The organism is Tunturiibacter empetritectus (assembly GCF_014201375.1).
GTDB classification, from domain to species: Bacteria; Acidobacteriota; Terriglobia; order Terriglobales; family Acidobacteriaceae; genus Edaphobacter; species Edaphobacter lichenicola_D.
On record NZ_JACHDZ010000004.1, the window covers coordinates 93,733 to 115,121 of the forward strand.

The following is a 21,389-nucleotide window of genomic DNA, read 5'->3' on the forward strand; positions in this document are numbered from 1 at the left end:
CACCTCTCGATGAATGAAGACATCACAGACACCATCTCACACGCCTGCTTCGTCTTCGACGTCCTCCTCTTCGTTGTCTTCATCGTCCTCCTCTTCTTCTGCGGCGTCGTCATCTTCTTCCTCGAGTTCGTCGTCGTCCTCGTCATCGTCGACAGCAGTTGCGGCGTTGGTTGCGTCGCTACTGGCGTGCTCGGTTGGATTGCTGGTTGAGTTATCGAACATCGCCGTCGCATCCGGCCCGATCTTGTGCAGGATCTCGTCGAATTCCTGATTATTCAATGCATCTGCCATTTTAAATCTCCTATTTTCACGAAAAATTTAAGTACTGGTATGGCGATATCTCCAACCTTGCCCGTTGGATGCGGATTTATCCAGCCCGGCACCCTCCCGATTTTCCAGAGCCTGTTTCTTCGCGCGCGGTATTCTGTGGGGGAGAAGGAAATACGAATATGCTCTCAGCCCTGCTTGCCCTCGCCGCCGCCAATCTGATCTGCCTCATCCTCCTTCTGCTTCGCAAGCAGCCGGCAGCTGCGACGGACACCCGCCTCGCCCAGATGCCCGAGCAGCTTACCCGGCTTGACGCTCGAAATGAGGCGCTCGACGCTCATCTGCGAAGCGGCCTGGCTGAGATACGCCGCGACGCCGCCGACGACGCCCGCCGCACCCGCGAGGCCGCCGCGACAGACTTCACCAGCCTGCGCACCGAGATCACGGCCACTATCGCCGAACTGAGCGGCCTGCTGCAGAACGGCCTCAATGCCTTTCGCAGCGACAACAAGACCTCCGACGAGGTCCTCCGCACTGCGGTTCAGCAGAATCTGGATTCGATCGCGCAGCGGCTCTCTTACTTCATCGCTGAGGTCAATCGCAATCAGATCGAGGCTCGCGAGGCCCTGCACAGTCGCTTGAATGAGCTCTCCGGCGAGGCTAACGACCAGCAGGAGAAGCTCCGCTTTACCGTGGAAGACCGCCTCTCGAAGCTCAACGACGCCAATACCGCAAAGCTCGAGGAGATGCGCGTCACGGTTGACGAAAAGCTTCATGCCACGCTCCAGACTCGGCTTACGGAGTCGTTCGGCCAGGTGACGACGCACCTCGGCGAGGTCCAGAAGGGCCTGGGTGAGATGAAGGAGCTTGCGACCGGTGTGGGAGATCTCAAGAGGGTTCTCTCGAACGTCAAATCGCGCGGCGTGGTGGGCGAGTTTCAGCTGGGCCAGCAGCTTGAGCAGATGTTTTCGCCTGAGCAGTACATCAAGAACGCTCGCATCAAGCCCGGGACGCTTGAGTCCGTCGAATACGCCCTCAAGTTCCCCTCAGGCGAAGGCGCTGACAGCCACACTCTGCTCGCCATCGACGCCAAGTTTCCCAAAGAGGACTGGGAGCGGCTGGAACACGCCTACGAGACCGGGACCGTCGAAGAGATCGCCGCGGCTGGCCGAGCCTTTGAGCGTGGCATTCGTTCCGAAGCGAAGCGCATCTGCGACAAGTACATCGACCCACCCACCACGATGCCCCACGCCATCATGTTCCTGCCGACGGAGAACCTCTACGCGGAGGTCGTCCGCCGCCCGGGGTTGCAGTCAGAGATACAGTCGAGCTGCCGCGTCACCATCGCCGGGCCGTCGACTTTTATGGCGATCCTTACCAGCTTCCAGATGGGCTTTCACACCCTCGCCATTCAGAAGAAGGGCGACGAGGTCTGGCGCGTCCTCTCCAGCGCGAAAAAGGAGTTCGAGACCTATGGCGGGCTGATGCAGAAGGTCGAAGACCAGGTCGGCACGGTTCAGAACACGATTCAAAAGCTCGGCGTCCGCACGCGGGCCATCAACAAGGCCCTCAAAAACGTATCCTCTATTGACAACGGCGTCCCCGTATCCAACCTGATCGGGTTCGACGACGTCCCGGGCATCGCCCCGCTGCTTGCCGCCTCGGGCGAGGAAGACTGAAAAGATCCTGCCGCCCACTTCCCACGGTCGCCTGCTGTTGCTTTACACTCACTGAGGCGCTCAGTATGCTTGAGGTTGGCCGTGTCGACCTTGAGCGACAAACATCCAGGCTTCAGATTCCAGACGTAAACAGGAGAACGCAATGGCAGCAGTAGACGAGAAGGTAAAGCAGATTATTGTCGAGCAGCTTCAGGTGGATGAAGCGGAAGTCACCCCAGGCGCAAGCTTTCAGGAAGATCTAGGCGCAGACTCCCTCGACGTCGTCGAGCTCGTCATGCAGTTCGAAGAAGCCTTCGACATCCAGATCCCCGACGAGGATGCTGAAAAAATTAAAACCGTCAAAGACGCCGTCGACTACATCGAAAAGAACCAGAAGGCGGCCAAGTAAAAAATGGAGCAACGTCGCGTCGTCGTAACCGGCCTCGGCCTCGTCTGCGGGGTCGGCAAAACCGCCCCTGAGGTTTGGGAAGGGCTCATGGCCGGGCGCAGTGGCATGGCGGAGATCAAGGCATTCGACCTGACTGGCCATCCCGTCCGATTCGCCGCGGAGGTCAAGGACTTCGATCCTCTTCTCTTCGTCGACAAGAAAGAGTCCCGCAAGATGGGCCGCTTTATTCACTTTGCCCTGGCCGCGTCGGCCGAGGCGATGGCTCACTCCGGACTAAAGATCACCGAAGAGAACCGCGATCAGGTGGGCGTCCACATCGGCTCGGGCATCGGCGGCTTCGATGTCATCGAGCGGGAACACCAGAATCTGCTCAGCGGCGGCCCACGCAAGGTCTCGCCGTTTTTCATCCCGGGTTCGATCATCAACCTTGCCGCCGGCCACGTCTCGATCAAGTACGGCGCGCGCGGGCCGAATGAGGCGACTGCGACTGCCTGCACCACCTCGGCGCACTCCATCGGCGACGCCTTCCGCATCATTCAGCGAGGCGATGCCGACGCCATGATCGCCGGTGGCACCGAAGCGTCTATCACGCCGCTCGGTGTAGCAGGGTTCGCCGCCATGCGCGCCCTCTCCACTCGCAACGACGACCCCGAGCACGCCAGCCGCCCATTCGACAAGGATCGCGACGGCTTCGTGGTGGGCGAAGGTGCGGGCATTCTCATCCTCGAAGAGCTTGAGTTTGCCAAAGCACGGGGAGCAAATATCCTGGCGGAAGTTCTTGGCTACGGCCTCTCTGCCGACGCCTTCCACATGACCGGCATGGCGCCCGACGGCGAAGGCTGCTATCGCTCCATGAAGCACGCCCTAAAAGTTGCGGGGATCTCACCGGACCAGATCGACTACGTCAACGCGCATGCCACCTCGACGCCTCTCGGCGACGCGCTCGAATCGAAGGCGATCGAGAACGTCTTCGGCGAACGCGCCACCGGCGGCAAGCTCATGGTCAGCTCCACCAAGTCCATGACCGGGCATCTTCTCGGCGGCGCAGGCGGCCTGGAAGCCGGCATTACCATCCTGGCCATGCAGCACCAGATCGCGCCCCCCACGATGAATATCGTTGAGCTCGATCCGCAGTGCCGCCTGAACTACGTTCCTAACAAGCCCCTGCCTGCGAAGATCGACTACGCGCTCTCGAACTCCTTCGGCTTCGGCGGCACCAATGGCTCGCTTGTCTTCAAGCGCTGGACTGAGTAGTCAGCAGCAACCGTGATCGACACCAACCGCATCAACCAAGGCCCGGCTTCTGTCGGGCCTTTCCTTTGCCTGCGAACACGACCGCGCCACGAAGGAGCAAGCGAAACCTTCCCGCTGCGAGCCTCGTCAACACACAGTCCAGCCAGTATAAAAGTAGTCGGAGACCCGTTCATGAAGCTTCGCCTCACCCTCTGCCTCCTCGCCGCCACTCTTACCGCCCAAGCCGAAGTCTCCCTCCCCAAACTCTTCTCCAGCCACATGGTCCTGCAGCGCGACATGCCCATCCATCTGTGGGGCAGCGCTAATCCTGGTGAATCCATAACCGCCACCTTCCACGACCTTACCAACACCGCCACTGCCGACGCCACCGGCCGCTGGAGCCTCTATCTTCCCCCGCAACCCGCTGGCGGCCCCTACACGCTCACCGTCCGCAGCACGAACACCATCACCTACGACGACATCCTCCTCGGCGATCTCTGGTTTGCTTCAGGCCAGTCCAACATGGAGATGCCCCTCGACGGCTTCGGCCCCGACACGCAGATTGAAAACGCAGATAAAGAGATCGTCGCCGCCAACTACCCCGACATCCGCCTCCTCCTGATCGAAAAGGACGCCGCCGACTACCCCAGCGAAGACGTTCGCGCCACCACCGGTTGGTCACTTTGCACCCCCGCTTCCGCAAGGACCTTCTCCGCCGTTGCCTACTTCTTCGCTCGCGACCTGCAAAAGGCCCTTGAGGACAAAAAGCAGCACGTCCCCATCGGCCTGATCGACTCCACCTGGGGAGGCACGCCCGCCGAAGCCTGGACTAGCCTCGACGCCCTGGGTTCCAACGCCTCGCTGATGCCTGTCTTCGCCGCTCGCGCTGCACAAACAGATCGGGAAGCCACCGAACTACGTCTCGACGCGCTGGACAAACAGGCCCGCGCTGAGGGAAAGCCCACCACGCCCAACCGCGACTGGCACCCGAAATTAGACTCCTGGCGCCCCGCCGCACTCTACAACGCGATGGTCGCGCCCTTCACGCCGCTCCCCATCAAAGGCGTCATCTGGTATCAGGGCGAGGCGAACACCGCGCTGAACCGCGCCAGTCTCTACGACAAGGTCTTTCCTACCCTCATCGAGGATTGGCGCGAGCACTGGGCTCAGGGCAACTTCCCCTTCCTTTACGTGCAGATCTCCGCCTTCTCCAGCACGCCAAAGGAAGACTGGGGCGAACTCCGCGACGCCCAGCGCAAGACCCTCTCCCTGGTCAATACGGGCATGGCCGTCACCATCGACATCGGCAACGAGCACAACGTCCACCCCGCCAACAAGCAGGCCGTCGGCGAACGCCTCTCCCTGCTCGCCCGCCGCCTCGTCTACAACGAAGACCTCACCGCCTCAGGGCCACTCTTCCGCCTTGCCTACCCGGACAAAGGCGCGATGCATGTCTGGTTCGACAACGCCGCCGGCCTCCACACTAAAAACGGCGCACCCGAGGGCTTCGAGGTCGCCGGCGCCGATCGCATCTTCCTCCGCGCCAACGCCACGATCAATCACGAGCCGAGCGGCGACAGCATTACCGTCTCCACCCCCTCTATCCCCAACCCGCAGTACGTCCGCTATGCGTGGCCCAACTCCCCCCAGGCCAACCTCTTCAACGGCGCGAATCTGCCCGCCTCAACGTTCACCTCGCTGCAACTACCTACTCAGCCCTAGCTGGTCATTCCTAGCTGGTCATGGCGGCTGACGCAACACTCAAGATGAAGATCAACACCCACCAGCCCACCACTACGGCCGCAGCCTTCCCACGACTCACCTTCGCCACGATCGAGGTCCCAATCACCAGCAGAATCAAATTCCAGATGCCGATCACATCGAAAAAACTCAGCGCGGTCTTCAACCATGGCGTCGCGTCCGGCATAAAGTAGGCGGGGTTGGTCCCCACCGGATTCTTCAGATTAAAGCTCTCCGCATTCCCACCAAACATCACCGTCACGAGTGTCAGCAACCCGCTCAACAGCCGCGGCAGCGAGGCATACATCCACACGCAGAACATCTGCGCAAACGTCGTCTTCGCCCCCAGCCCAAAGTTGAAGCTCGCCCAGTTCACCAGAGCCCCAATCGTCGAGATGAGCAGGATAATCACCGGCGTCGCATACGACACATACTTATACCCCGCCGACATGCCCTTCATCCTGGCCGCCCGCTGATCCGGCGGCAGGCTCTGCATCTGCTCCTCCTGCTTCGGGCTGTCCAGAATCACGTTCTCCACCACGCGACCGAAGCCCACCTGCCTGTCGATCGTGAAGGTCACCCCAATCGACACGATCACCGCGAGCAAAAACGGCAGCCACCAGCTCGTGCTCCGCAGAATATCGGTGAACGTCTTTGAGGGAGCGATGAACGTATCCACCACGCGCTCCACCTGGCTCAACCCCGGCTGTCCCGACTGCGCATCCACCGCCACCACGTCGCTCATAGACTCTCCTCGAACATAGTCTTCCGGCCAATTCGGCAACTCACTGCTTACGAATGTCTTCGCATTCTAGCCCACCATCACCAACCATCCATCAAAAAACTTCAGCCCACACCGATCCATTGTCAGTGCTCAGTTCCCAGTCCCCATCAGTTGAATGTTGTCCGGTGAACTCGCAGCATTGGTCATGATCTGCAGAATCGCGCTTCGAGCTCCTGAGGCAGTGGGGGCGAAGGAGATCGTCAATGTGCAGTTTGCACCTGCGGCCAGACTACTTCCGCAGGTGCTGGCTTCGATCGGGAAGTCACCCACATTCGCACCCGTGAACGTCTCTCCAGAGAGAATGAGAGTAGCATCGCCTGCGTTGGTCAACGTCACTGTTTGAGGAATCGAGGTCGTCCCAATATCTCGCGGCGCAAAGGTAAGGGAATAGGTCGACAACGACATCGATCCCACGCCCCCTGTTCCTCGGAGGTCAATCGAGCTTTTTTCGTACGTAACAAGATCTTCCACGAAGTAAGCGGCCATTTCTGAACCTACTGGACCTGTCTGGGACGGGGTGAAGGTGACGGTCACCTGACATGGGGTCTGCGCACACGTTCCGGACGATATTGCGAAATCGTTGCTCAAGGGATAGCCATCAATTGAGGTAATCGAAACCGGATCACCGTTCGGAGCGGAGATTGCAATTGTTTGAGGCGCGCTCTGAACCCCGACTGCGGCAGGGCTAAAAGTGATGCTGCTTGGCGTAACCGATGGCGACGGTGGGTAGCCATAAACACTCAGCGGAATCGATTTTGAAATTCCAGACGTGGTGTCTGTCACAGTTAATGTGGCGGTATTGACACCTAAGTGCAATGCGACACCGGAGGTGGCCAATTGAACAGTCGCGGCAGGCGCGAGCGTGAAGTTCCCAGTGTCGCCGGGGAAAGCACCTGCGTCTGGTCCAGTTACAGTTACGGACAACGTCAAAACAGCGGTCCCTGTGTTATTTACCAGGCCTGAGGTCGAAAGCGAGAACGAAGGGACCCCAGATGGACCTGGAAATCCATATCCACTTAGTGGGGTATTCCCGTAACCCGTAACCAGCGTCGCCGTTCGCGGACCACCTGCAGTCGGTTTAAACGTTACGTAGTAATAATCCAATATGAAGCTCGGATTGCTTTGATCGAAAGTGTTGTTCTGGACTAGCGAGAAATCGGATGCATTCGGGCCAACAATTGAACCCGGAGCGTTGAACATCGCGCCAGGGAACGGAAGGTACGCAAGTAGCCTGTTCGATAAAGCTGGACTGGTTACCCCGACTGCCAAAACTCCAAAATCAAAAGCCCCTGGAGTGAACGAGATCTCGCTCGTCAACGGCACATTCACAGAAACTGTTCCGATCCCGGGATTTCCGCCGTCCATCACGGTTAAGGTTACAGTTCCACTCGGACCTTCATTAAGTTTACTGGTCTGCACATCTGTCGCCTCCACCTGTATCGTGCAAATAGACTGTGCAGGCAGGAGAGCACCACAATTATTGGTCTCCGACGCGATCGAGCCACTTGGAGTTGAGCTGATCGTAATAGGTCCCATCACGATTGGCGTCATTCCGTTGTTCGTCACAATCACCGGTTGGGGAATTCCGGGAAGGGAAAAGGTGAGCGATGACGGCGATAAGCTGACTGAACCACCCGTATGGGCCAAGCCGGTACCACTGAGAGCAATGGCCTGAGCGGGTGCCCCGACAGGCCCAACCAGCAAAGTAGCGTTGCGCACTCCACTCGCGGTGGGTAGAAATGCAATCTGTATCGTCCACGTCTGCTGAGGAAAGAGAACCCCGCCAAAATTTTGACCGTACGGAAATGAAAAATCTGCAGCCGCTGCACCCACGATTTGAACACCATAGTTAGAGAGGTTCACTGGACTCGAACCATTGTTCGTTACGATAATGCTCTGCACAGCAGACGGAAAGTTCAGGTACGCCGCAGGAAACACAAGCCCCGTCGTCGAGATAGACAGTCCACCTCAGGTCGAAGTCAGTTGCACCGCCAAGTTCGCCGGAGCCGACGTCAACGTAGGTTGAAACGGGCCTTTACCGCCAACCAGACTGAAGAGGCTCGACGAGTCCAGCGTCGGATTTTTCGCAAGATCCATCCCGGCGCTAACCACATTCGTCGGTGCCATTCCTCCGGGCGGCGTCGCAGCCGCAAATAGTATTCCGCACGCTGACCCGTCCCCGGCCACGCCTCCGGCGGAGTTGATACAGCTCGCCAGCGCATCCGCCAGCGTGTAAATCTGCGTTACGGGCACGGTGGTTCCACTCGGGACACTCAGCCCCGGCACCGTGCCAGTCGTGGTGTTCGCGAGAATGGCAGCTGTCGCAAAGGCACTCGCGAGAGCGGTCGCGCCCGAGCTCCCCGATCCAATCGCGCTGTACGAGCTCATGAACGGCGCCAGCGGCCACACCGCCGCCACCGTCGTCAGCTCGTTCACGTTGATCGTTGTCGTTGGCCCCAGGCCGCCGCAAGCTCCCAGCGCAGCCATCAAAGCCAGTTGAGGATTCGTCAAGCCGTTTGGCAGACCAGGATTGCCTCCCGTGGCCGTCAGGTAAACCAGCGTCGAAGGCGTTGGGCACACGTATCCGCTCAGGGTGAACTCGCCATTCGCATCGCTCGTGACAGCCTGCGTCAACAGAGGCGTCGCCGCGGAACCATCCCCTGCCGTCCCCACCGCATACAGCTGAATGGTCGCGTCACTCACTGGCTGTTGGCCGCCATAGGCGGTTCCGTGCACACGAAAAAACGCTACAGGCGCTGCCGCATCGCCGGCCGGTCTCTGGGCGCATCCTGCGAGTAACAAAGAGAGACACCCAAGCCCCGAAAACGCGCGCAGAAGACGGAGTTCGGTCCGAGGCATAGCGAAGCGAAAGCTTTTATCCCGCAGGCTTCCGCTGTGTTTGCCCCGCACCAGGTTCAATTCAACTCCCGATGCAGCCGCCACAGGACACTCTACCGAATGATTGTCGATCCACGCTTTACCCACAGTAAACCTCTCTTCGCACACATAGGTCGCGTCTGAATTGCCAAATTGCTTGAGGGACGAGTGCACCCGCATTCTAGCCCGCCCCACAAATCCATCCAACAAGAATCGTGCGGCGAATTCGTGACGCACCTACGTGGCTACGTTGCGCCTCTTTCGGTCGCACGGTTGGGCAGACACAGTCTCGACCATCAAGATGGAACAAGCCTGACCGCGCGGCCTAGAACGGCAGCTATGCTCTGGTCTTAACATCCACCAAACCTGTCAAGCCAAACCAGCAAATCACCGTGTCAATCCAGCGCCTTCGCGTGGCGTATCAGTTATCCTCCAACCGCTATACTAAAGAAGACTTCACGAAAGCTCAGCACCACCAGCCAGGGCTTTTCTTTTTTAACGCTCGTACCCCCTATGACTCGAGAATTGGAGCCTGCTCCTTTACCTTCCCACCGCCCACTTGCCACCCGCGATCTGCACCATCTACGCTAGCCTCGAGAAGAATCAAGACAAACCATGACGATCCAACAAGAAGTAGAATCCATCCTCGCCGCCCTCGGCGTGCCTGCTGCCGCAACCACAAAAGGCGAGCTCACCGTCCGCACCCCCATCACCGGCGAGGTCATCGCGCAGATCCCCACCATCACCGCCGAAGCCGCGCAAAAGGCCATCGCCCAGGCACACGCCGCCTACCTCGAGTGGCGCAACGTCCCCGCTCCCAGGCGCGGCGAACTCATCCGCATTCTCGGCGAAGAGCTTCGCGCCAACATCGAACCCCTGGGCCGCCTCGTGACCATCGAAACCGGCAAGCTCCTCTCCGAAGGCCACGGCGAGGTCCAGGAGATGATCGACATCTGCACCTTCGCTGCCGGCCTCTCCCGCCAACTCGCCGGGCTCACCGTCCCCTCCGAACGCAGCAAGCATCGCATGATGGAGACCTGGCACCCCCTCGGCGTTGTCGGCGTCATCTCCGCCTTCAACTTCCCCGTCGCCGTGTGGAGCTGGAACGCTGCCCTCGCGCTCGTCTGTGGGGACGCCGTCGTCTGGAAGCCCAGCGAAAAAACTCCACTGACCGCGCTAGCCACGCAGGCCATCTTCGAGCGAGCCGCAAAGAAGTTTGGCAATATTCCAGTCGGCCTGGCAACTCTCCTCATCGGCGATGCAAAGGTCGGCGAACAACTGGTCGACAGCCCTCTCATCCCACTCGTCTCGGCCACCGGATCGACTGCGATGGGCCGCGCCGTAGCTCCGAAGCTCGCCGCACGCTTTGCCAAGGCCATCCTCGAACTCGGCGGCAACAACGCAGCCATCGTCGCTCCCACCGCCGACCTCGACCTCACTCTTCGCGCCATCGCCTTCTCTGCGATGGGCACTGCCGGCCAGCGCTGCACCACGTTGCGCCGCCTCATCGTCCACGAGAGTGTCTATGACAAACTCGTCCCCCAGCTCAAGAAAGTCTATGGCTCGGTTGTCGTCGGCGACCCTGGAGCACAAGGCACCCTGGTAGGCCCGCTTATTGACGAACGATCCTTCAACGCCATGCAGAAGTCCCTCGAAGAGGCCCGCAGCGCAGGCGCGACGATTACAGGAGGCGAACGCGTTTTCACAGCGAACCCCGGGACAGCCAACCCCGAGGCCTTCTACGTTCGTCCCGCCCTTGTCGAGATCTCATCACAGGCTGAGGTCGTCAAGCGCGAGACCTTCGCACCAATCCTCTACGTCCTTAAGTACACCGGCTTCACCGACGCGCTCGCCCTGCACAACGATGTCCCGCAGGGGCTTTCGTCTTCGATCTTCACCATGAACCTTCGCGAAGCGGAGCTCTTCCTCTCCGCCACCGGCTCCGACTGCGGCATCGCCAACGTCAACATCGGCACCTCTGGCGCGGAGATCGGTGGGGCGTTCGGTGGCGAAAAAGAGACTGGCGGCGGACGCGAATCCGGCTCCGACGCGTGGAAGCAGTACATGCGCCGCGCCACCAACACCATCAACTACGGCACAGATCTTCCGCTGGCGCAGGGAGTTAGCTTCGATATCAGCTAACCGTTTGCAACTCGAGGTCAGGCCGCAAGTCCCAGCGTCGAGTTGATCGTCGCCAGTGCGGCCTTCTCCTCATCTGAAACCAGGGTGCCGCCGAAGCCAAGAAATCCGCCTTCCTTTGTCGCCTCCGCGGTCGCTTTGGCCACTCCTGCCAGCCACTGCTTCACTTCGGTCGCTTCTTCAGGTGTGGCCTTCTGTGCCAGCAGATCCGACGTTCGCTTCAGGATCTCTGTCGCCGCCGCCTGCACCTGAACAGGGGTTGCACCTGCTGGCGGTTTCGGAATCGACATCTTCTGGGTCAGGTCTTGCGCGAGATCCTTCAGCAATGGAGTCTGCGCGGTTCCTGCTGCCTGCAAAATCATCTTGCCTGCGGCGGTGGACTCCTGAACAAGGCCAATGGGACCGCTCGGACTCGCCGCCACAACCAGAATGCTCGCCATAAACGGAGAGGAACGCAGGAGGTCCCACTCATCAACGCTGAAATCGGCTCTTGTGCTCATAGAAAGTCCAGCCTTCCGTCCCTTGCATCGGCAGGATCTCTGCGAAGGGCTATGGGATTCCGACAGCAAAAGATTGGCCCACCAATCACCGCCGGACCTTGAGGCTATCGATGCAGGTCAACCCTGTCAATCGGGCAACGGTGAATTTAGCGAGAACAAAGAATGACTGAGTGCTCGAGTTCGCCTTGTCCCCTCATCGCGTCGATGTACGATGACTCGAGGAAAGGATTACCATCAGCCTGATGAATCGAAGCAAAAGAGCGTCTCTCTTCGCCATCCTCTTAGCCTGTGCCCTCGCCGCTTCGGCTCAAACCGCACCCGTCCGTCCCCGCATTCTCGGGATCTCGCACGTCGGCTTCTTCGTCTCCGATCTTCCGAAGGCACTGGACTTCTGGCACGGTCTTCTCGGTTACGACGAACCCTACGATCTCAAGAACCCCGACGGCACCATCAATATCGCTTTCATAAAGATCAACGAGCACCAGCACGTCGAACTCTTCAACCAGCAGCCACCGGCAGGCTCGGGCCATCTCAGCCACATCGCCTTCGTTGTCTCGAACGCTGAGCAGATGCGTCGTTATCTCGCTTCTCGCGGCGTTCCGGTTGGCAACAAGGTCAGCAAAGGCAAGACCGGCGACCTGAACTTCGAGATCAAAGATCCCGACGGCAATCTCGTCGAGTTCGTCGAACCCCAGCCGGACGGCATGGAAGCCCACAACGCCGGCAAATTCCTGCCTGCAACGCGCATCTCCGACTCTATCTACCACCTCGGCTTTCTCGTCGGCAGCAGCGAGAAGTCCATCAAGTTCTACGGCAACGTTCTCGGCTTTCACGAGTTCTGGCGCGGCAGCTCCAACGGCACGCAGCTAAGCTGGATCGACATGCAGGTGCCCGACGGCAACGACTACGTCGAGTTCATGCTCTACCCCGATCTTCCCGCACCTGATAAACGCGGAGGCCAGGAGCACATCTCGCTTCTGGTGCCCGACGTTCAAAAGTCCATCGCGATTCTCGAGGCTCGCCCAGCCTTCCAGGCCTACGGCAAATCCATCGCGCCACACACGGGCGTCAACGGCAAACGTCAGGTCAACCTCTTCGACCCCGACGGCACCCGCGCTGAGTTGATGGAGTCCGAGACAGCAAACGGTAAACCCGTTCCACCGTCCACGGCACCACCACCCCGCTGACTCGCTGACTCGCTGACTCGCTGACTCGCAAAAACATAGCTGCAGCGAAGCGACTCCGTCGCAGCTATCTCTCTCATCGAAACTACTTCGCAGCTGCAGCGACCTTGCCCGCCAACCGGCCATCCATATCCGCCAGCACATAAGCCACGACGGACAACATCGCCGCGTTCTTCCGAAACTCCTTCGGATCGACCTTGTCCAGCGTGTCCGCCTCGGTGTGATGCCAGTCGAAGTAATGCAGATCCTCGGTTCGCGGAGCCAGCGCAGGGACGCCGTCGTCGGTAAGCGGCTCGATATCGGACCCGCCTCCGCCCGGCAGTACCTTGTCCGCGCCAATCGGCCCCAGCAGCGAAGCTATATCCTGCAACGCGGCAAACGACTGCTGCTGATCCGGCGGCAGCTTGCTCAAATCAAACGGCGGCGCCCCTGGCATCAGCGACTCGAATCCGCCATATCCAATCCCCAGAGGCTTCTCCGCGCCTTCATCCATCTCGATCGCCGCGACCTGTTCGCCGAGCTTCGACCCAATCATCTTGCGATAAGCCTTCCCGCCCGCCTCGCCGTTCTCCTCATTCACCCAGAAGACCAGACGGATCGTCCGCTTCGGCTTCAGCCCCAGCTTGTGAATCAGCGTCACCGCCTGAAACGTTCCCATGATTCCCGACCCATCATCCTGCGCGCCCTGGCCCACATCCCACGAGTCGATGTGCCCGCCAATCACCAACACCTGCTCCGGATGTTCGCTGCCAACGATCTCGCCCATCACATTTCCGGCTTGCACCTCTGGCTCCATGTGTGCGTCCATCTGCATATGCACCTTCACCGGCCCCTCTTTGCAGAGCCGCTCAATCATTAGCGCGTCTTCTATTGAAATGGCGGCCGCAGGAATCTTCGTCACCTTCTCGTCGTAGTAGAGCGAGCCCGTATGCGGCGTCTGCATCGCCAGCCCCGTAGCCGACCGCACCAGCACGCCCACTGCACCCTTCGCCGCAGCCCTTGACGGACCAAGCGCGCGATACATCACGTTCACTCCATAGCCATGCCAGCCCGGATTGAACACCACAATCTTTCCCTTCACCTGCTCCGGGGTCATCGCATCCAGCGCCTCAAAGCTCGACACAAACACCGCATCCGCCGTAATCCCGCCCTTCGGCGTGCCCACGCTCATGCCGAGCCCCAGCATATGCAGCGGCTTGGTCACCGGCGCAACGATCGCACCCGACTCCTCGCCCCGCACCCAATGCGGCACCATCACCGGCTGCACGGTCACATTCTCGAGACCAGCCTTGCGCATCAACTCCGCGCCCCATTCGACCGCCGTGTTCAGCTGTGGCGAACCGCTTAATCGCTTGCCGATGTGATCGCACAGGTACGTCAACGCCACATATCCATCGTCATCGGTTTCGCCTGCCTTCAGAATTCGATCCGCGTCGGCCTTGTACTTCGTCGCGAGCGGCCCATGGATAGCCGGCATCGACACCGGCGGCGGCGTACCCGGTGCGCCAATCTGCGCCACCCCCGACTGAACAAAAAACAGCACAGCCCCCATACCAAAAGCAGCAAGACCTTTCATGTGAATCTCCTTTTATTTGCTACGGATTCATTGACCATAAAACCTCGCTCCTCTAAACACAAGAAGATGATCAAAATCTGCGGACGGCAAAGCCTGCCTAAAAACCGCACATACGCCGTCATCCCATTTCCTGGCCGTCTCGCGTAGCATCTCAATAACGAGCGCATGATCAACCACCGAACTCCCCGCCATCTCCTCTCCATCTGTCTCGCCTGCACTCTCACCGCAGCCGCTCCCATCGCCTCATCGCAGACTCTCGCCCGCCCCGGCTGGGTTGGCTCCGGCATCACCACAGACCTCTGGTGGAAGCGCGCCATCATCTATGAGATCAACCCCGCCGACTTCAGTCCAGCCGGAGACAGCCCCCTCCACGGCATCGCCCATCGCCTCGACTACATCCACTCCCTCGGCACCGACGCCATCCTTCTCACGCATCTGCAGTCCGATCCCACTCACGCCGAGACCATCGATCCCACCCTCGGCTCCCTCGACGAGTTCGACGATCTCCTCCGCGAAGCCAGCAGCCGTCATCTCCGCGTCCTGCTCGACCTCGACCCGGCCATACCAGCCGACGACCTGCCCAACGTCGCCCGCTTCTGGCTCAACCGCGGCATCGCAGGCTTTCATGTCAGCGGCACCAGTGAAGCCGCCCATCAACAGGCCTCAACCCTACGCACTACGACGGTCAGCTACATGGGCCAGCGCATCCTAATCGCCGATGCGGATCCCAACTTCGTCGCAACCGCCCAGCCTCAACCGCAGCCTCAACCGGCCACTCGAGGCCGCCACCACGCACACTCCCGCTCGCGACGCCAATTGCACGCAACTACTCAGAAATTCACAGCACTCGACACCCAATTCCCGCAGCTCCTCCTCGACGACCGCCTCGGCGCCATCAACCCCCTCAGCGCCGCCGCCATCCGCCCCATCATCGACCGCCTCCAGGACATTCAACAGGCCGGTCACAGCCTCCCGCTCCTCGCCACCGACGGCCCCGCCTTCACCCGCAGCATGAGTCGCTACGCCGACGGCCAGCACGATCTCGCCATCGCCAAACTCCTCGCCACGCTCCTCTTCACCACCAGCGCCGAGTCGCTGCTCTACTACGGGCAGGAGCTAGGCGTCCGCTCCGCCTCTCCCTCGAGCGCAGCTTCCCCGCTGATCGTGTGGGATGCACCCGCGCCTTCTCAACCCGCCCCCGTCAGCGAAACCTATGTCCCGTACAAGCCCACCACCAGCGAGACCTACGTCCCCTATAAACCACCTGCCAGCCAGACGCCAGTTCCAAACAAGCCCCCGACGACCACGGCCAGCGCTCCGCTCGACGCCACGCCGAACGCCGCTCTCGAGGACGCCGACCCCGACTCTCTCCTCAACTGGTATCGCCAGCTCAGCGCGCTCCATCACGGCAACTCCACCCTCGCCTTGGGCACCAGCCTCACCATTAATCGCGACGACCAGAACGTCCTTGTGCTTGTCCGTAAACCAAAGCTCGTCTCGGCTACCTCTCCGGTCATGATCCTGCTCTTCAACCTCACCGCACAGCCCGTCCAGCTTTCGCTCAAATCCGACACGACAAACCTCGGCCTGCGTGGAAGTTTTCTCCGTACCGTGTTGCGCTCAGACGACAGCATCGGCACCATGCATCTCGACGAGATGACGCTGGCACCCTACGCCGCCTACATCGGCGAACTCCGATACTAGAGGGCCGTTATGCTGACGTTCCCATCCGAGGCGCGAATGCTGAACGGAACACCGCCATTGTTCAAATGCCCGTGGAGATGGTGGCCGCCCGACTCTCTGCTGTCGTAGTGATCCATCGTCAGTGGAAGCGTGCAGTTCAAGTGTCCATCCCCAGTCGCCACATCCATGTCTGCGGAGAGAGCCTGCGGCAGCCGGATGGAAACCCGCCCATCCGAACTCTTGATCCGCGAAGCACTCGTAAGCTGAGACCCAGGAGAAAGCGTAAAGTCCAGGTTGCCGTCGCTCGTCTCTACCTGAACCATCGTGAACTGCCCATCGATCTTCATACTGCCATCGGAGCCGCGAGCATCAACGGTGCCAATCGCGTTATGAAGGCTGACACTGCCATCCGAGGCAACCAGGTGCACATCCCCTTTGATGTTGTTGAGCTCAACCGAACCATCGCCGGAATGGACCTGAACCTTGCCCGTCAGATCCTGCGCAGACAGATTCCGTCCGCAACCTTCGCATCCAGATCCAGCTTTGCCGGAGTCTCCACCGTCACCTTCGTCCTTCGGCTAGCGTTCCATTGAATGCGGAAGGGACGCGGTTTTTCTTTGAGTGTGAAGGAGACGTGATCGCCCTCTTGGTGCTCCTCAATGGAATACTCGTTCAGATTCTGAGTGGACTCCACATGAACTCTGATCTCCTTGCAGTCGCCGCAGGAGTGAATCTCAAGACCGCTGTCGCCCGTCTCCACCTTAAGCGAAGCAGCCCCTCCACCCACGGCATAGACCTTCTGCCAATCGTGCTCTGAGCTCTGAGCAAACACCGCAGAAGATGTGGAAGCAAGCATAATCGCCGCGGCCGTAGCGGCGAATCCGATGGAGCGCGTAACGAAAGAGGACATAGTGATCTCCTGGCCGCAAGAAATGGCAAAGAGGAGTACGCGGAGGAGACCGGCACGGTTCCACGCCTGTTTGTTTTCCATTTAAGTTCCTTGTTTTCGCTGTCATCCCGCCCTAAGCTTTCCGAGGGGGAAGAACTACACCTGCCTGGCCAATCGCCTACGCCAACTCCCCAACCGTCAGTCCAGCCCGGCGCACCGGCAGCAGCGTCTCGTATCCCGCATAGACGCGGTCAAACACCGCATCCCAGCTGCACCCCAGCGCATACTCCCGCGCCCTCAGCCGCATCCCATCCAGCCGTGCCCTGTCTCTCACCAGATCCGCAACCGCCGCCGCAAAGTGATCATCTTCCGTTACAAATCCCGTCTCGCCATCCCGCACGATAAACTTCGGGCCGCCATCGGGAGTCACCACCGCAGGCACACCGCTCGCCAGCGCTTCCAGCACCACATTCCCAAACGTATCCGTATGCGAAGGAAACACCAGCACATCCATATTCGCGTAAGCCTGTGCCAGCGCGGCCCCACGCAACACGCCTGCAAACTCAGCGTCTGCCAGCTCCAGCCGCAACTCCGCCTCATCGCTGCCATGCCCGACGATCAGAAACTTCACGCCGCCCACTCCCATCGCAGCAAGCTCTCTCCGTACCCGCGCCAGCAGCTTCACATTCTTCTCAATCGAAAGTCGCCCCACATATCCCAGCACCACCGTCCTGTCACTCACCTCGCGCGTACGGTGCGTCGGCGAAAACCACTCCGTGTCCACCCCGCGCTGCATCAGGTAGCAGGGCCTTCCCGTCGTTCGCTCCAGCATGCGGCAGAGCTCTTCATTCGGAGCAAACAAAACCTTTGCCAACTGGTAAAACCGCGAAGTAGCCCAGAGCGCCCCCGCCTCCACCCCGCGCTCGGTCGTCGCACCCGCCCGCGCCGACAGCCTGCCCGTCAGCCACCCCATCCTTCGTGCCGCATACTCATGCACATTCGTGTGCCACGACGCCGCCAGCGGAATCCCCAACTCCCACGCGAAGTACGCGCCAAACATCCCCAACTCACTCGGCCCCGTAATGTGAATCACATCCGGCTGAAAGCTCTCCAACTGCCGCCGAATCGCTCCACCATGCCGCCAGAACAGTGTGTCGAACTCGAGATCCTTCTCCATTCGAACCGACGTGCGGCTCCGCCCCAGCTCCAGCGTCCTCAGCTCCCCCACCTGCTCGAAGGCCCCCACCCTGCCACCTGCGCGCACGCAAAGAAACGGCAGCTCATGGCGCTCCGCATACGCCACAAAGTTGCGGCTGGTATGCGCGACCCCATTCACCTCATGGAATGAGTCCGGAAAGTAGGCAACACGCGGCACCCGCATCGCTTTAGACTACCTCTCGCGCTCCGCAGTCCGGAAAGATCTTACACAAGATAAATCGAAAAAGAAGGATAACGCCGACCAAAGGGAGGCCCCATACCGACCGCCTATCAAGACCGGGTACACGCGTCACGAAGTGACCGCCCTCCGCGTAGGAGGCCCGTCCGGCAGGACAACAGCCGCTAGTCTCTAAGCATCCAGCTTAGCCAGCGTAGTCCGCATCTCCCCGCTGTCATTCCACGCCATTCGAAGCCCGCTCGACACCGGCCCTGCGCCCATCATTCGAACCACCACCAGCACCGCCCGGAAGAACGCAGGAGCATGGCCCGTCGTCCACAACCGCGTCATCGGCTGTATCACGCCCTCGGCATCCGGATGGTAGACCCGTTCATCCCACAATCTCGACCCCTCCGGAAACTCCGGATAGTTCCGAATCGCATCCAGGGTCGACTGCAGAATCCTGTGCTTCCATGGCTCGGCATACTGCGGCATAAACAACACATGGCTCTCTCGCTCGCACCTCACCTCGTGCACAAACTCGTTGAAGCTCGTCGCCTTCGTCAGATTCACGTTCGCATTCGGTTCAACGCCGTGTCGGTCGCCGCCGCTGATCACCAGCTGGTTCCACTTCCCGGCAAGCGTGGAGGTCTCGCGGTTCTCCTTCCAGTCGCGCAGCCCGTTCAACTCCAGCGCATGAACGAACTGCCCATTCACCGCCAGAAACTCGTTCACCAGTACCTCATGCTTCTCCTTGCCCACGCGATAGAGATCCCACAGCGGGTGGTTGAACACAATCAGCACTCCCGGCAGCTCATCGAGCTCCGCCAGCATCTCGGTCAGCAGCTTCGGCGCTCTTGTTGCCACCGGAATCGCGGTAAAAGCAGCCATCCGCTCCATCCACTCCGCTCCAGTCGCGCTCGGCAGATTGTGGATCCCCAGGTGAAAAGCAGTCGCCCCGAACGGCACCGTCCACTCCACCGACACCGGAATATGCCGCGACGACGGCACCGTCCGCAACAGCATCGGCGCGTTGATGTCGTCGTGATCGGTAATCGAGACCAGCCCCTGAATCTGCAGCTTCTCTTCGATCTGCTTCCGCTCCAGGTCAAACGCCAGGCTGGGCGTCAACGGCGGCGTCCAGTAAGCCCGCGCATAGTCCGGATCTATTCCCGTCAGCCGCTTGCTTCGTCGCTCACCCCACTGAATGATCGGCTGCAGAAAGCTCCAGTCCTTCGACAGCTCCGAGATGAAATCCAGCGTCTCCTTCGACTGGTTCGTATGGCTGTGCAGCGAAACGCCGGTCACGAAGCCCTTCGCCGCCTCCGGTTCCCGCCACAGGTACGACACGCTTGACTGGCTCATCGGGTAACCCCCTTGGCTCGTAAGCCCTCAGGCTGCTTACGAGTGCAGTATGGAGGCCCTATGTGACGAGGGGATGACTGCACCAACAATGCAGCTTCAAAATCCCTAAACCCCGTATCTACAATGATTCCCCAAAGGTTGTAGCCAGCTCCTCAAGACGAATTCCGAAACGTAAATCGTCCGGCTCGTCTGACAGGGATCTCGCAATGGCGCAGCCCACCGTTGTGGTTAGAACCCGGAGCGCAACCAAAAATCTAGTTCGGCTTACCGCTCGAACCCCTGTTCGACTGCGGCTGAGACCCCGACGACGGCCTCCCCGCCGGCCTCGACTGTGGAGCAGGCCGGCTCTGGTTGCTCGGTCGAGTCTGCTGTGTCGGCCGAGGCTGCGGCGCAGGTCTGCTCTGATTCGTGGGCCGGGGTTGCGTAGGCCGAGGCTGCGGCGTTGGTCGGTTCTGTTGCGGCGGTCGGTTCTGTTGCGGCGGTCTACCACCCTGCCCCGGCTGGGATGGACGGCCCACGCTCTGACCACCGCCCGGCCGGCTTCCATTCCCCGGCCGATTTCCATTCGAACCACCGGGGCGATTCCCCGGCGTAGTTCCCGGACGACTTCCATTTGAACCGCCCGGGCGGTTTCCGGGCGTGGTTCCAGGACGCGAACCTCCTGGCCGGCTCCCGGAATGCCCAGAGGTTGGGCGCCCCGGACGGTAACCCGGCTGACCATAACCGGGACGGCTGTACCCAGGGCGATTCGCTGACATCGGTGGCCGATAGTTCGACGGACGATATCCCCAGTTGCCGCCGTATCCTGGACGGCTACCGTATGGCACCGGCCGTGGACGATAATACGGCCGCGGCGGACGGTATCCTCCACGCCATCCACCCCACGGACCATGGTTGTAGTAGATGCTGCGCCCGCCCCAGTTCCATCCCCATCCACCCCAGCCCCACGGCTGGTTGTTCACTAGCAGTGCGCCAATCCCGATCCCCACTCCAAAGCCAATGAGCGATGCCGCCACCACACTGCCAGTACTCGGCCCCACATAAACGACCGTCGGGTCATACTGCGGGATATACACCACTTGCGGATTCGTCGGCTGAATCACATAAATTGGCTGCCCCGAACTCTGTTGCACCTCTACCTGCTGCTGCGGCGTGCTGCGCAACGCCCCAGCCGTATAAGCCTGCGAACGCAACCGTTGAATCGACGCCGACACCTCCTGCTGATTCGACGACACAGCACTCCCGATCGCAGCATAGTCGTCGATGTTCTCGGCCATCATCTCGATCACCGATGGAAAGCTGGTGAGAGCAATAAAGGCAGGGTCGAAACCGTTTTTCTGCGCCGCGTCCGTCAACTCCGTTCCGCTCAGATTCTTATTCAACGCCAGCCAGTTATCGACATCCAAAATCTCCTGAGGATTCGTCGAAGCCGTCGTAATCTGCGCCAGCAGCGAGTCAGGATAGAGCGCTATCGGCGCCAGCAACTGATCCAGTTCCGCAGGCGTAGGTGGTGGTGGCGCAGCAGTCGCTTGAGCCAGAAGGCTCGCCCCGAAGCTTTGGAACATCAACAATGCGACCAATAAAAGAGCGGCAGGAACACTTGGTTTCCGTTGCATGCAAGACCTCAACAAAGATATGTGCCGCGAACGATCAAACGAACTTCTTCCAGCTTCAGCCAGAACAAGATCCTATCAGAGCAAAACAGCGATC

Annotated in this window: 18 protein-coding genes; 7 read left to right on the forward strand and 11 right to left on the reverse strand. The window is 60.2% G+C overall.

Translation table 11 applies throughout. The annotated features are described in order from the left end of the window. Nucleotides 1–36 precede the first annotated feature (36 nt). Nucleotides 37–291, reverse strand: coding sequence for a hypothetical protein (locus HDF10_RS12505; RefSeq protein ID WP_183813914.1), 255 nt, complete (start codon nt 289–291; stop codon nt 37–39). A 158-nt stretch (nt 292–449) separates the two neighbouring features. Between HDF10_RS12505 and HDF10_RS12510 the strand changes: the two genes are divergently transcribed. From HDF10_RS12510 to HDF10_RS12525, 4 genes are all read left to right on the forward strand, one after another. Next, the gene (locus tag HDF10_RS12510) at nt 450–1,946 is read left to right on the forward strand and encodes a DNA recombination protein RmuC (protein WP_183813916.1); all 1,497 of its coding nucleotides are present in this window, start codon (nt 450–452) and stop codon (nt 1,944–1,946) included. A gap of 142 nt (nt 1,947–2,088) precedes the next feature. Beyond that, the gene (locus tag HDF10_RS12515; RefSeq protein WP_020715918.1) at nt 2,089–2,334 is read left to right on the forward strand and encodes an acyl carrier protein; all 246 of its coding nucleotides are present in this window, start codon (nt 2,089–2,091) and stop codon (nt 2,332–2,334) included. A gap of 3 nt (nt 2,335–2,337) precedes the next feature. Continuing rightward, a complete protein-coding gene (gene fabF / locus HDF10_RS12520) occupies nt 2,338–3,588 on the forward strand; it encodes a beta-ketoacyl-ACP synthase II (protein ID WP_183813918.1) in 1,251 nt (416 codons plus the stop codon). A gap of 171 nt (nt 3,589–3,759) precedes the next feature. Beyond that, a complete protein-coding gene (locus HDF10_RS12525) occupies nt 3,760–5,289 on the forward strand; it encodes a sialate O-acetylesterase (RefSeq protein ID WP_183813920.1) in 1,530 nt (509 codons plus the stop codon). Nucleotides 5,290–5,299: 10 nt separating this feature from the next. On the opposite strand, the gene HDF10_RS12530 is transcribed toward HDF10_RS12525, so the two are convergent. From HDF10_RS12530 to HDF10_RS12540, 3 genes are all read right to left on the reverse strand, one after another. Next, the gene (locus HDF10_RS12530) at nt 5,300–6,052 is read right to left on the reverse strand and encodes a YIP1 family protein (protein WP_183813922.1); all 753 of its coding nucleotides are present in this window, start codon (nt 6,050–6,052) and stop codon (nt 5,300–5,302) included. Nucleotides 6,053–6,181: 129 nt separating this feature from the next. Further along, entirely contained in the window at nt 6,182–8,053 is a 1,872-nt protein-coding gene (locus HDF10_RS12535) for a choice-of-anchor D domain-containing protein (protein WP_260177898.1), read from the reverse strand. 6 nt (nt 8,054–8,059) lie between these two features. Further along, nucleotides 8,060–9,076 (reverse strand): hypothetical protein, encoded by a 1,017-nt coding sequence (locus HDF10_RS12540; protein WP_183813926.1) that lies wholly within the window; start codon nt 9,074–9,076, stop codon nt 8,060–8,062. 507 nt (nt 9,077–9,583) lie between these two features. Here HDF10_RS12540 and amaB point away from each other — a divergent pair. Beyond that, nucleotides 9,584–11,110, forward strand: coding sequence for an L-piperidine-6-carboxylate dehydrogenase (gene amaB / locus HDF10_RS12545; protein ID WP_183813928.1), 1,527 nt, complete (start codon nt 9,584–9,586; stop codon nt 11,108–11,110). Nucleotides 11,111–11,127: 17 nt separating this feature from the next. Here amaB and HDF10_RS12550 read toward each other — a convergent pair whose 3' ends face one another. Continuing rightward, nucleotides 11,128–11,607, reverse strand: a complete 480-nt coding sequence (locus tag HDF10_RS12550; RefSeq protein ID WP_183813929.1) for a hypothetical protein — start codon at nt 11,605–11,607, stop codon at nt 11,128–11,130. 242 nt (nt 11,608–11,849) lie between these two features. Between HDF10_RS12550 and HDF10_RS12555 the strand changes: the two genes are divergently transcribed. Further along, a complete protein-coding gene (locus tag HDF10_RS12555) occupies nt 11,850–12,794 on the forward strand; it encodes a VOC family protein (protein WP_183813931.1) in 945 nt (314 codons plus the stop codon). An 82-nt stretch (nt 12,795–12,876) separates the two neighbouring features. Here the strand turns inward: HDF10_RS12555 and HDF10_RS12560 are convergent, their stop codons facing one another. After that, nucleotides 12,877–14,367 carry a M20/M25/M40 family metallo-hydrolase gene (locus tag HDF10_RS12560; protein ID WP_260177863.1) on the reverse strand — a complete coding sequence of 497 codons (1,491 nt, stop codon included), beginning with the start codon at nt 14,365–14,367 and terminating at the stop codon, nt 12,877–12,879. A 165-nt stretch (nt 14,368–14,532) separates the two neighbouring features. Here HDF10_RS12560 and HDF10_RS12565 point away from each other — a divergent pair, with 165 nt between their 5' ends. Next, nucleotides 14,533–16,071 (forward strand): alpha-amylase family glycosyl hydrolase, encoded by a 1,539-nt coding sequence (locus tag HDF10_RS12565; RefSeq protein ID WP_183813933.1) that lies wholly within the window; start codon nt 14,533–14,535, stop codon nt 16,069–16,071. Here HDF10_RS12565 and HDF10_RS12570 read toward each other — a convergent pair. The 5 genes from HDF10_RS12570 to HDF10_RS12590 form a co-directional block, all read right to left on the reverse strand. Continuing rightward, nucleotides 16,068–16,559, reverse strand: coding sequence for a DUF4097 family beta strand repeat-containing protein (locus HDF10_RS12570; RefSeq protein WP_183814597.1), 492 nt, complete (start codon nt 16,557–16,559; stop codon nt 16,068–16,070). The two genes, HDF10_RS12565 and HDF10_RS12570, sit on opposite strands and share 4 nt — an antisense overlap. Beyond that, on the reverse strand, nt 16,541–16,960 hold the full coding sequence (locus tag HDF10_RS12575) for a hypothetical protein (protein ID WP_183813935.1): 420 nt from the start codon (nt 16,958–16,960) through the stop codon (nt 16,541–16,543). The genes HDF10_RS12570 and HDF10_RS12575 overlap by 19 nt, the downstream gene beginning before the upstream one ends. A 157-nt stretch (nt 16,961–17,117) precedes the next feature. After that, nucleotides 17,118–18,320, reverse strand: a complete 1,203-nt coding sequence (locus tag HDF10_RS12580; RefSeq protein WP_183813937.1) for a glycosyltransferase — start codon at nt 18,318–18,320, stop codon at nt 17,118–17,120. A 186-nt stretch (nt 18,321–18,506) separates the two neighbouring features. Then, a complete protein-coding gene (locus HDF10_RS12585; protein WP_260177864.1) occupies nt 18,507–19,679 on the reverse strand; it encodes a hypothetical protein in 1,173 nt (390 codons plus the stop codon). Between the two features lie 254 nt (nt 19,680–19,933). After that, entirely contained in the window at nt 19,934–21,295 is a 1,362-nt protein-coding gene (locus HDF10_RS12590) for a DUF3300 domain-containing protein (protein WP_183813939.1), read from the reverse strand. Between the last annotated feature and the right edge of the window lie 94 nt (nt 21,296–21,389).

Excerpts from the sequence above, each read along its gene's own strand:
- HDF10_RS12505 (WP_183813914.1), bottom strand. The coding sequence starts at position 291 with ATGGCAGATGCATTGAATAATCAGGAATTCGACGAGATCCTGCACAAG.
- HDF10_RS12510 (WP_183813916.1), top strand. The coding sequence starts at position 450 with ATGCTCTCAGCCCTGCTTGCCCTCGCCGCCGCCAATCTGATCTGCCTC.
- HDF10_RS12515 (WP_020715918.1), top strand. The coding sequence starts at position 2,089 with ATGGCAGCAGTAGACGAGAAGGTAAAGCAGATTATTGTCGAGCAGCTT.
- fabF (WP_183813918.1), top strand. The coding sequence starts at position 2,338 with ATGGAGCAACGTCGCGTCGTCGTAACCGGCCTCGGCCTCGTCTGCGGG.
- HDF10_RS12525 (WP_183813920.1), top strand. The coding sequence starts at position 3,760 with ATGAAGCTTCGCCTCACCCTCTGCCTCCTCGCCGCCACTCTTACCGCC.
- HDF10_RS12530 (WP_183813922.1), bottom strand. The coding sequence starts at position 6,052 with ATGAGCGACGTGGTGGCGGTGGATGCGCAGTCGGGACAGCCGGGGTTG.
- amaB (WP_183813928.1), top strand. The coding sequence starts at position 9,584 with ATGACGATCCAACAAGAAGTAGAATCCATCCTCGCCGCCCTCGGCGTG.
- HDF10_RS12550 (WP_183813929.1), bottom strand. The coding sequence starts at position 11,607 with ATGAGCACAAGAGCCGATTTCAGCGTTGATGAGTGGGACCTCCTGCGT.
- HDF10_RS12555 (WP_183813931.1), top strand. The coding sequence starts at position 11,850 with ATGAATCGAAGCAAAAGAGCGTCTCTCTTCGCCATCCTCTTAGCCTGT.
- HDF10_RS12560 (WP_260177863.1), bottom strand. The coding sequence starts at position 14,367 with ATGAAAGGTCTTGCTGCTTTTGGTATGGGGGCTGTGCTGTTTTTTGTT.
- HDF10_RS12565 (WP_183813933.1), top strand. The coding sequence starts at position 14,533 with ATGATCAACCACCGAACTCCCCGCCATCTCCTCTCCATCTGTCTCGCC.
- HDF10_RS12575 (WP_183813935.1), bottom strand. The coding sequence starts at position 16,960 with ATGTCCTCTTTCGTTACGCGCTCCATCGGATTCGCCGCTACGGCCGCG.
- HDF10_RS12580 (WP_183813937.1), bottom strand. The coding sequence starts at position 18,320 with ATGCGGGTGCCGCGTGTTGCCTACTTTCCGGACTCATTCCATGAGGTG.
- HDF10_RS12585 (WP_260177864.1), bottom strand. The coding sequence starts at position 19,679 with ATGAGCCAGTCAAGCGTGTCGTACCTGTGGCGGGAACCGGAGGCGGCG.
- HDF10_RS12590 (WP_183813939.1), bottom strand. The coding sequence starts at position 21,295 with ATGCAACGGAAACCAAGTGTTCCTGCCGCTCTTTTATTGGTCGCATTG.